The organism is Paraburkholderia sp. SIMBA_054, assembly GCF_046534875.1.
In the GTDB taxonomy this organism is placed as follows: Bacteria; Pseudomonadota; Gammaproteobacteria; order Burkholderiales; family Burkholderiaceae; genus Paraburkholderia; species Paraburkholderia hospita.
This window is the reverse complement of record NZ_JAWRXV010001709.1, coordinates 1-236: the sequence shown is the minus strand read 5'-3', so window position 1 is coordinate 236 and position 236 is coordinate 1. Positions and strand designations below refer to the sequence as shown.

The following is a 236-nucleotide window of genomic DNA, read 5'->3' as shown; positions in this document are numbered from 1 at the left end:
CACACCGCATTGGCGATGTCGCCGACCACTTCGATCTGCGGGAAATACACGGTATCGACTTCCGCGCCGAGGAAGTTGACGTGAATCACCGTTTTCTCGCCGGCCTCGCCGCTGCGCATGAAGAACGGCGGCTTCTCGATCACGTCGTGCCCGACATTGATGATGCAGTCGGCGTGATCGATCGCGCGGTGCACGAAGTCGCCGTCGGACAACGTGGCGTTGCCGAGCCACATAGG

Annotated in this window: 1 pseudogene; it reads right to left on the bottom strand. The window is 61.4% G+C overall.

Going from position 1 to position 236, the window contains the following annotated elements:
* Positions 1-236, bottom strand: a pseudogene (locus SB822_RS60935) (acetolactate synthase large subunit); the annotation flags it as partial.